Raw genomic sequence first — 10,641 nt, 5'->3', positions numbered from 1 at the left:
ATGATACGTTTTAACTAAGTATTGAGAAGATTTGATTAATTAATGGTAAACAAAATGGCTTTCCTTTACACTGTGATTTAAACCCGTCTCCCAGACATTTATAATCACATAAACCAATTTAATTAATAACCATTATGAGCAAACTTCTACTTCTCAGGCAACTGGGTTACGCCCTTTTGCGATTGCCCGGCGGCAAATGGTATCCTAAAGCGGCGTTAGCCACCCTTTTATTAGGGAGCTTAATGTTCTCGCAGGGAGCAAAGGCACAAACCGTAAAAGTTACCGGTACGGTAACCGATACAGCAAACCTTGTGTTACCCGGCGTTGCAGTAAGGGTGCAGGGTTCACAAAGCGGTACAAGTACCGATGTTAACGGTAACTTTAGCTTAAACGTGCCATCAACCGGCACCGTATTACTATTTACTTATGTTGGGTTTGTTTCTCAGGAAATCCCCCTTAATGGCCAAACCAACATTAAAGTACGTTTAAAAGCCAGCAACTCATCATTACAAGAGGTTGTTGTTACGGGTTTCACCTCGCAGCGTAAAGAATCAATTACGGGTTCAATTGCCAGTACCACCAGTAAAGATATTGAAAGGGTACACGCGGGTTCAACCGTTAGTACGGCGCTTGCAGGTAAAATTGCGGGTGTAAGTTTCAGGCAGTCTGAAGGCCGCCCTGGTGCAACGGCCAACATCCAGATCCGTAACATGGGTACACCGCTTTACGTAATTGATGGTGTACAACAGAACGTTACCGCGTTTAACAACCTTGCATCAAATGATATTGCCAGCGTAACCGTACTAAAAGATGCTTCGGCAGCTATTTACGGTGTACAGGCGGCAAATGGTGTGGTGGTGGTAACCACTAAAAAAGGATCGGGCGAGGCGCGCATCAATATTGACGCTTATACCGGGTTCCAAAACTTTTACAGGTTCCCTAATGTAGCTACAAACGCGTATGATTACATGTTCTACCTGGCTGATGCACAGATGAACACCGATCGTACTACATCTATAACCCCTGCAGAGCTTGATAAATATAAAGCCGGTACTGAGCCGGGCTACAGAAGCTTTAACTGGCGCGATTATATTTTAAAAAGCAATAACAATGCGCCACTTAACTCGGTAAATGCCAACTTCTCTGGCGCGAGTGACAGGGTTAACTACTATGTATCGGCAACAAACCTGTACCAAAACTCGCAATTGGGTAAAGAGTATGAGTTTAAACGCTCTAACATCCAATCAAACATTGCGGTAAAACTGGCAACCGGTTTACGCGCAAACGTTAACATCAACGGCCGTATCGAAACGGTTGAAAACCCTGGTGTACCGGGGCTTGATGACTATGGCCTGGCTAAATTTGCCGTTTTAAGGAACACGCCTTTAGAGCGCCCTTACGCTAATGATAATCCTGACTATCTGAATGATATTGGCCACACCGAATCAAACTATGCTTTCCTTAACAAAAAGCTTTCGGGTGTTTTCCATAGCGACAGGCGCGTATTGCAGGCCAACTTTGGTGCCGAGTATGATATACCGGGCGTTAAAGGTTTAACTTTAAAAGGCTTGTATTCTTATTATGTAGAAGATTTCCTGTTGAATAACCAGGAGTACACATATAACGCATACACTTACCTGCCTGCTTCTAACGAGTACAAAGTAACCGGCGGTAGTACCAACCCTTGGCGCGAGCGCGAGCAGATAAAAGAGTTTAACAAAACATCGCAATTACAGTTAAACTACAACAACACCTTTGGTAAGCATACCATAGCCGGTACGTTTGTGGCCGAGCGTATAGAGCTGCAGCACTTACGTAACTGGATCCACGCTTCGCCAATTTCAAACAACCTGCCTTTAATTTATTTCCCAACTGCCGACCAATACCAGGACAGGGATAATAAAGAATCGAGATTAGGTTATGTTGCACAGATAGATTACAATTATGCCAATAAATATTACATTCAGTTCTCTGGCAGGCGAGATGCATCATACCTTTTTGCACCAGATAAACGTGTAGGTTATTTCCCTGGCGTATCTGCCGGTTGGAGGATCACCGAAGAAGGTTTTGTGAAAAAACTACTTGGCGAGAACAGTATTCTTAATGATTTAAAGATCAGAGGTTCATACGGTATCCTGGGTGATGCCCGTAACCCTAATGATCCTACCCAAACCATCGTGCCACCTTATGCCTACTTAACAGGTTACAACTACAACCTTGACAACAACGGCACGGCAATTTTAGATGGTAACTCTATCATCGTATCGCGCGATAAGGGCATACCTGTTACCCGCGTATCGTGGCTGCGAAGCAAGATCACTAACGTTGGTTTTGATTTTGCCATGTTCAACAGCAAGTTATCGGGTTCGGCCGAGTACTTCTACAGGAAACGCACAGGTTTGTTAGGCCCTCGTAATGACGTAATTATACCAAAAGAATTGGGTTATGATCTACCACAAGAAAATGCCAGCAGTGATGCACAGTCGGGTTTCGATGTAGCCCTTTCTTACAACTCAAACATTGGCGATGTGAAATATAACATTGGCGGTAACTTCTCATACAGTCGTCAAAAAAATCTGCAAAGCTATAATCCACTGTTCTTTAACTCGTGGGATCAGTACCGCAACTCTACCGAGAACAGGTACTCGCACATAGACTGGGGCTACCAGGTTATTGGTCAATTTAAATCTCAGGAAGAGATCAATAATTACCCCGTAAATATGGATACTAAAGGTAACCGTAGCTTATTACCCGGCGATTTGATCTATAAAGACCAAAATGGTGATGGTAAGATAGATGTTTATGACGAGCGCCCAATTGGTTTTGGTTATGGTACGCAGCCAAACATTAACTTCGGTTTATCAATAGGGCTTGCATATAAAGGCTTTGATTTCCATGCCGATTTCTCGGGTGGTGCGGGCTATACCTGGTTCCAGAACTACGAAACACGCTGGGCGTTCCAAAACGGTGGTAACTTTAACACCATATTTGCCGACAGATGGCACCGTGCTGATCCGTACGATCTGAACAGTGCATGGATACCTGGCAAATACCCGCCAAACAGGACAAACCCTGGCTTTGGGTACTCGAGCTACGCGCTTAATCCGGACCCGGACAGGAACATGCCTAACGGACAAACCAACTCAACTTTCTGGCTACACAGTGTACGCTACATTCGTGCACGTACCATAGAAATTGGTTACACTTTACCTGCCGGTATACTGGCAAAAGCCAAAATTAAGAGGGCAAGGTTCTACGTTAACGGGTACAACCTGTTCTCGGTTGATAACCTTAAACAATACGCCGTGGACCCTGAAACAACTGATGACAACGGTTTACAGGTACCACAAAGTAAAGTTGTTAACATAGGCGTTAATTTATCATTCTAATTAACCCTAAAGCGTAAATTCCATGAAAAAGAAATTTTTAATAATGATAGTTGCCGGCTTGCTTGTGGGTGAGTCGTGCAAAAAAGACAGCGCTTTTTTAGATATACCACCCAAATCGGTACTCCCTACCGAGCTGGTGTTTTCTGACCCTGCGCTTGTACTTTCAGTTTTGGGCGACCTTTACAACAGGGTGCTTGACTTTTCGGGCCTTGACAATGGCTGGTCGTCTTTTACCGATTTTAGCGAGGCTTTCCCGTCAGAGAACGGCAGCTATTTCTTTGTACAAAGAACAGGCTGGGGCTTTGGTGAGTGGAGTACCTGGGATTATGGTTACATCCGCGACCTGAACCTATTTCTGCAACGTGCAAATGCAGCCACTAAACTTACCGAAGACGATAAAAAACGTTTTATTGCCGAGGCGAGATTTTTAAGGGCCCAATACTATTTTGAAATAGTAAAAAGAATGGGTGGCGTGCCTTTAATTACCGAGCCGATGGAGTACGATTACTCTGGCAACGTAACGCAGTTGCAAAAACCACGTGCAAAAGAATCAGAAATATATGATTTTGTAATAAGCGAAGCTGAGGCCATTAAAAACGACCTTCCAACTAACATAGATGTCAAATCAAGAGCCACTAAGGCTGCCGCTTTAGCGATGGAAGCAAGGGCAGCTTTATACGCCGGTTCTATTGCCAAATATGGTGCAAACACGCCACAGGTATCATTGCCTGGTAACGAGGTTGGTATACCGGCAAGCATGGCTGATGCTTATTACACAAAAGCGCTTGCCGCTGCCCAGCAAATCATTAATCAACAAGCTGGCGCTTATAAACTTTACCAGGTACTGCCTGATCTGAGCGATAACTTTGCTGCTTTATTCCTGGATAAAAGTTCAGTAAACCAGGAATCGATATTTATTGAGGACTTTAAAGCCAATGGCGGTAAAACACACGGTTTTACTACCAACAATCAGCCTTTCTCTATCTCTGATGAGGGTTTGGATGCAGGCCGCTTAAATCCATCATTAAACCTGGTACAATCTTTTGAGAAACTGGACAATACTTATGCTCCTATCCCTACAAAAGATGGCTCAGGCGATCCGATCTATTATACCAACCAGCTTGATATATTTGCCGGCCGCGATGCCCGCCTTGCGGGTACGGTATTGCTACCAAACGGTTTGTTTAAAGGCAAACGCACCGAAGTTTATGCGGGCTATCTTTTAGGCGATGGTAGTATTATTACCAGCGGCGATGCAACACAACCGAAAAATGTACCGGGCTTAGGTACTACACAAGTTGTTGGTAAAGATGGTGTTGTAAGCGGCCAGGAGTTCCGTACACAAACCGGTTTCTTTATCCGTAAATATCTCGACCCAACCGTTGGATCGGGCCGCAGAGGCCGTGGTAGTGATGTTGCCTTTATCCGCTACAGATATGGCGAGGTTTTACTTAACGCTGCAGAGGCTGCCTTTGAGCTTAATCAACCTGGTATTGCTCTTGGTTACATTAACCAGGTACGAGCACGTGCGGGTTTAACCACACCATTGGCTGCTTTAACCTTTGACCGCATTGTGCATGAGCGCCGTGTAGAACTTGCATTTGAAGGCCATACGCTGTTTGATATGAAACGCTGGAGAATTGCGCACCTTGTTTGGGATAGTAACAAAATGTCTGTTGCCGATTTGGTTAGCAATATTGGTAAGGCAACAAAACACAATACCCAACCTTATGGTTTGTGGCCATATAAATACTATAACCCAAGCAGCCCTAACAATAACAAATGGGTATTTAGAGAGGTGTTGCCGGGCCCTGTTACAGGTGCAAATAGTTTTTCGTTTGGTAACTATTATTCGCAAATTGGGAATGATATACTATCTGCTAACCCATTAATTGTAAAGCAACCCAATCAATAGTAAATACGCACGATCATGAAAATAAAATTTCAATACCTCATATTAATGTTAGCCCTTTTTGCAGCGTATGGTTGCAAAAAGGATAACTACGATGCCCCTACGCTTACTTTAAAAGGGCGTTTGGTTTACAATGGCGAGGCCGTAAACGTAGAGTACAACAAAGTTCCGTTTGAACTTTACCAGCCCGGTTTTGGTAAAACCGGCCCTATCAACGGTACTTTTGCCCAGGATGGCACATACTCAACCTTACTGTTTGCCGGCGATTATAAGTTCACTATCCCTGCAAACCAGGGCCCGTTCAGGTGGAAAGAGCTTGGGCCAAGTAAACGCGACACCCTGGCAGTAAAAGTTGGTGCAAACCAAACGCTTGATATTGATGTGATACCATACTACATGGTACGCAACGCCACATTTACTCCAGCAAGTGGTAAACTTACCGCCAAATTCAATATCGAGAAGGTGATAACTGATGCCAATGCGAAAAACATTGAGACCGTTTTTCTTTACATCAACAAAACACAATTTGTATCAAACGCAGATAATATGAATATCTCGAGCGATCCGAATGTGCCTGAACCTGCTATAGTTGCCGGCTCTTCTATTACCGACCTGAATAATGTTACCATAATAGATGACCTGCCTTCTATAACGCCAACTCAAAACTATGTTTTTGCACGCGTGGGTATCAAAATAGCCGGGGTTGAGGATATGATATTCTCTCCGCTGGTAAAGGTTTCGCTTTAATAATTAAGGGGGCGCAATTTAGCGCCCCCATTTTTTCCATAACAATCACACTCTAATTACATGAAAAGACTTAGTTTAAGCCTTTCCCTGCTACTTTTTGCCTTTGCCGGTAATGCCCAGCAAAACAACTGGCACGTTATTAAAGACAAGATAACCACGCCTTGGGCTGATAAAGTAGACCCGAAAAAACCGCTTCCTGAGTACCCCCGCCCACAATTGGTTAGGGATAACAACTGGCAAAACCTAAACGGCCTTTGGGATTACAGCATTGTGCCAAAAGCCAATACCCCATCAAAATACGATGGTAAAATATTGGTGCCTTTTGCGGTAGAATCTGCCTTGTCAGGCGTTGGCAAAACCGTTGGTAAGGATAGTATGCTTTGGTACAAAACCACATTTAAAGTTGCAAGCGCGCTTAAAGGCAAACAAGTATTGCTACATTTTGGCGCGGTTGACTGGCGTACCGAGGTGTTTGTTAACGGCAAAAGCGTAGGTAAGCACGAAGGTGGCTTTGATCCTTTCACGTTTGATATTACCGCAGCACTTAAAGGCGGTGGCGATCAACAAATTGTAGTGAGCGTTTGGGACCCTACCGATGATGGCCCGCAGCCACGTGGTAAACAGGTTAAAAATCCTGAGGGTATATGGTATACCCCGGTAACAGGTATATGGCAAACCGTTTGGTTAGAGGGTGTTGCCAAAACGCATATCAGTTCAACCAAACAAACGCCGGATATTGACAAGAAAACATTATCGGTATCTGCAGCTATTGCAGGCGTGCAAGCAGGCGATAAACTGCGCATAACTGCTTACGATGGCAAAACCCGCGTTGATGAGCAGGTAGTTGATGCAGGCGCTACAGCAACGTTAAACATTTCCAACCCTAAGTTATGGTCAACAGAGAGCCCTTTCTTGTATGATCTGCAGGTGGCCGTTATTCGCAACAACAAGGCGGTTGACCAGGTGAAGAGTTATTTCGCGATGCGTAAGATATCGCTTGGGCCTGATGCCAACGGTGTACAGCGCATGTTACTGAACAATAAATTTGTGTTCCAGTACGGCCCGCTTGACCAGGGCTGGTGGCCTGACGGTTTGTACACCCCGCCAACTTACGAGGCCATGGTGTATGATATTGACAAGCTGAAAGAAATGGGCTTTAACATGATACGCAAGCACATTAAAGTTGAGCCTGCGCGTTATTACACCTATTGCGACCAGCACGGCATGTTGCTATGGCAGGATATGCCAAGCGGCGATTTGGGTAACGGCTGGGAAAATCGCCCGGGCGTTGTTGACCGCGCTACCGATAAAGCCCGCACGCCTGAGTCTGAAGGTTATTACCGCAAAGAGTGGAACGCCATTATGGACGAGCTGCACAACTACCCTTCTATAGTAGTTTGGACGCCGTTTAATGAAGCCTGGGGCCAGTTTAAAACCGTTGAGATCTCTGAGTGGACGATGAAGAAAGATCCATCGCGCCTGGTGAACAGCGCCAGCGGTGGTAACTTCTACACTACAGGCCACATTGTAGATCTGCACAATTACCCGCAGCCGGCAATGCCTCGCCCCGATATTTTTGGCAAGAATACCGCAGTAGTATTAGGCGAATTTGGCGGCCTGGGCTGGCCGGTTGAAGGCCATAACTGGCAAGCCAACAAAAACTGGGGTTACCAGACATTTAAAAACGGCGATGACCTGCTTAAGCGCTACATTACGTTTACCGATCGTTTGCAGGATCTGATAAAACTTGGCCTATCCGCAGCGGTATATACCCAAACTACCGACGTTGAAGGCGAAGTGAACGGTTTCTTGACCTACGACCGTAAAGTGATCAAAATGCCGGTAGAAAGCCTGCACAGAGAAAACACTAAACTATACAACCCGGCTTTGGCTAGATAGCAGATTCGGTGTTAATTAATAATTATATAAAGCAAAAGCCTGCAGTTTTTATTCTGCAGGCTTTTTGTTTTTTAACATGAATTAAAAGAGCAATAAGCAGTGTGTGCCTTTCAGGATTCGAACCTGCCCGCTTGCGCGGTTTCACCAACGAAGTATCACACACTTACGGCATCTTTTAACAAAGGGCTAACGAGCAACCGGTTTCTTTTTTTCCTGAACTACATACGATCTGTTAGATCGCAGGCCGGGATCGAACCGGCGTCCTTCCGCGCGTGTCGGGTGTTCTGACCGAAGTATAACCGGTTTACGGCACCTTTTAAGGTTTAGGTAAAAGATCATTAAAAACAGAGCAAAAGGCGGCAAGTGCTTTTTGGGTTGAATTGACAGTTCGAAGTAACACTCGCCTACGGCATCTGTATAAAAGGGTAAAAATCGATAAGCGCGCTTTTTTACTGTGCTCTAACCAAATTGAGCTACAATGGCAAACCATTGGCCGGACTCGAACCGGCAACCGCAGCGTCCCTAAACGAAGTAACGCTTATCTACGACACCTTTTTATCTTTAATAAAGAGCAACTATCGAACCCGGGCCGGGGAATCGCATTGGGACTCGAACCCACAGTTTGGTTTTCACCATACTGACCATCCCCAAAATTGAGCGAAGTAACCCGTTTCTACGGCATCTTTATATTTTAATTTTTTTTAAAAGAAGGGCAAAAAGCAACAGTGGCTTTCTACTCTGCGTTTTACCAGCTAAACTACCCCTCTGTTGCAGTGGGGGCCGGGATCGAACCGACGTTTCAAAAGGGTAATCGAAGTAACACTTGTTTACGGCACCTTCTTTATTTTTAAAGAGCAACAATTGACCGGGTGCCTGTTTTCAGTTGGATGTGAAGTAACCCGGATCTTACGGCATCTTTATCTCTTAAATTTCTTTTAAAAGTATGGGAGGTTAGCCTTCCCATACTTGGGTTATAATTCTATGTTATTGATAGCGCTTAACGCCGAGTCGCCGTTCTCTAAGGCAGCTAACACCTCAAAAACTTTATCGCTCCAGCCGGCTATCAGGTGTACACCGTTCTGCAATACCTGCAATGGCGTGTTGCCATAACCTTTCAGGTCAAACAGGTAGAGTTTTGCATTTGGTGCTACCTCTTTGCGGTAACGCACCCATTGTTTCTGGATATCGTTAGCAAAGCTGTTACTGTTCCACAACTGGCAGTCGGTAAATAGCATCACTTTATCCATCACCACACGGCGTGCTAAAATATCCTGTATAACCAGGTAGCCGTTAGTGGCATAACCCACCTCGCCCTCGCGGCGATAAAACTCCTGTACGTTACCCAGTATATTGTTACGTGGTACAGCAATGGTTTTCCAGGTATCGCCAAACATACCTACCTCAACGTTTTTACAACGCGATTGCAGTAGCATGGCCAGCATCAAACCCACATCGTACAACAATATTTTGCTTTTGGCTGATACCGGTGTTTGCATAGAGCCGGATACGTCGCAAGCCAGCAACACGCGTGTTTCGTAACCAAATCCTTTTATGTTGGCAGCGCTTGCCTGTACCGCTTTCTCCAAAGCATCCAGCAATGCGCCTGTAAAACCTTTGTTATCGGCAACTACCGCACGCACTTTTGCTGGTGCAACGCTTTGCGCCATTAACTCGCGGCAAGCCGCCAGGTAACGGAACGGAAACTGCTTTGCTTTCGCTACTTCATTTGCATCAGCCAAACGTGCGCACACTTTATCGAAATGAGCATAGCTAACACCCGCATCCTGTATGTTGCGCAGGTTACGTAACAAGGCCATGTAACCCAGTTTGCCGCTGTCTATCAGCTCTTCCCATTTTGCTTTAAAAGCCAGGGATTTCGCTTCAATGCTATCGAAACCTATCTGGCCTAAGGCAGATAGTTCGGTTTCCCAGGTGTAAGGCGTTTGCAGGTCATTGTTTGCTATTTTGTTGAATAGTAATTGCTGCAACTCATCTTTTGCTTTTGGGTGCACCAGGAACAATGCGTCGCGCATTTTTATAGCACCATCGCGGTTGTACTTGGCAAACTGGTACTCATCAAAGCGGTTAAAGGCGGTTGATAAACCTTTTTGCAATTGCTTGCTTAAGCGGTTTAGTTTTTTGGTTCCTTTACGCTCGTTCAGCATACCGTAGCAGGCCAGCAACTCGGTTATCTCATCGGCGCGATTGATAACGCCATCGGTAACCCGGGCAACCAGATCGTCGCCCGAGTGCAGCTTAGCCAGCTCAGTAACCAATACCAATGGAACCGAACGCATATACATTTTGGTACGGGCATATACTGCAAGCTTACCCACAAAAACAGGATTGCATTGTGCAATCAGCTTGCGTACGCGCTCCATACGTTTTTCATCTTTCTCATAAAAGGAATCGTTAAGGCTCCAGGTAACTACCGCGGTGTATAATTCCATTTCGGGCGATAGCTCATAGGCTATTGCACCTTCATAATTGGTAACTGTTGCTTTTAATTTACTTAACAGGTTGAATTTCATTTTTAACATCCTTCTTTGTTTTGTTGATACAAAGGTTAGGGCCTACTGCGCAGCCTTTTTGCGCAGTAAAAAATATTTTAAAAAAAGTTTAAAATAATCTCCGTTATAAACAAAAAAATCCCCTCAGCCTGCCGGCCAAAGGGATCCAATCAAATATATAACC

Annotated in this window: 5 protein-coding genes; 4 read left to right on the top strand and 1 reads right to left on the bottom strand. The window is 44.9% G+C overall.

Going from position 1 to position 10,641, the window contains the following annotated elements; all coding sequences use genetic code 11:
• Positions 1-134 precede the first annotated feature (134 nt).
• Genes D0C36_RS15135 through D0C36_RS15120 form a run of 4 tightly spaced genes read left to right on the top strand, consistent with a single transcriptional unit; the run spans position 135 to position 7,947 of the window.
• A complete protein-coding gene (locus D0C36_RS15135) occupies positions 135-3,389 on the top strand; it encodes a SusC/RagA family TonB-linked outer membrane protein (protein ID WP_233524493.1) in 3,255 nt (1,084 codons plus the stop codon).
• Positions 3,390-3,411: 22 nt separating this feature from the next.
• Positions 3,412-5,304, top strand: a complete 1,893-nt coding sequence (locus D0C36_RS15130; protein WP_117392440.1) for a RagB/SusD family nutrient uptake outer membrane protein — start codon at positions 3,412-3,414, stop codon at positions 5,302-5,304.
• A 15-nt stretch (positions 5,305-5,319) separates the two neighbouring features.
• Positions 5,320-6,048 carry a DUF3823 domain-containing protein gene (locus tag D0C36_RS15125; RefSeq protein ID WP_117392439.1) on the top strand — a complete coding sequence of 243 codons (729 nt, stop codon included), beginning with the start codon at positions 5,320-5,322 and terminating at the stop codon, positions 6,046-6,048.
• 60 nt (positions 6,049-6,108) lie between these two features.
• Complete coding sequence (locus D0C36_RS15120; RefSeq protein ID WP_117392438.1) at positions 6,109-7,947, top strand: glycoside hydrolase family 2 protein; 1,839 nt, start codon at positions 6,109-6,111, stop codon at positions 7,945-7,947.
• A gap of 971 nt (positions 7,948-8,918) precedes the next feature.
• Here D0C36_RS15120 and D0C36_RS15115 read toward each other — a convergent pair.
• On the bottom strand, positions 8,919-10,478 hold the full coding sequence (locus tag D0C36_RS15115; protein ID WP_117392779.1) for a TROVE domain-containing protein: 1,560 nt from the start codon (positions 10,476-10,478) through the stop codon (positions 8,919-8,921).
• Positions 10,479-10,641 lie beyond the last annotated feature (163 nt).

The organism is Mucilaginibacter conchicola (genome assembly GCF_003432115.1).
In the GTDB taxonomy this organism is placed as follows: domain Bacteria; phylum Bacteroidota; class Bacteroidia; order Sphingobacteriales; family Sphingobacteriaceae; genus Mucilaginibacter; species Mucilaginibacter conchicola.
Note: the sequence above shows the minus strand (reverse complement) of the source record. Positions and strands in the feature narration are given on the sequence as shown.